This is a genomic window from Ferdinandcohnia sp. GQ5 (assembly GCF_059759275.1).
Genome location: NZ_JCAXEW010000070.1, coordinates 1 through 254 on the forward strand (window position 1 = coordinate 1; position 254 = coordinate 254).

The window sequence follows — 254 nt, forward strand, 5'->3', positions numbered from 1 at the left end:
CCGCACTGACCGTATAGGCTTTGAACGGAAGTTCAAAATCTATGAGTGCGAAGACTGTTCGGGATGCCCATTCCGTTTATCATGTACAAAAGCCAAAGAAGGCAACAATCGAAAACTAATGGTGAATGAAAAGTGGGAACAGCAAAAAGAATATGTAAGAGCGAAGCTTTCAGAAAAGAAAACGAGTGCCATCTATCGAAAACGCAAAATCGATGTGGAACCAGTTTTTGGATTCTTGAAAGCTAATTTGCGTT

Annotated in this window: 1 protein-coding gene; it reads left to right on the plus strand. The window is 40.6% G+C overall.

Going from position 1 to position 254, the window contains the following annotated elements; all coding sequences use genetic code 11:
• On the plus strand, window positions 1-254 hold a 254-nt coding region (locus AC6CHV_RS26425; protein ID WP_498079982.1), incomplete at both ends, for a transposase.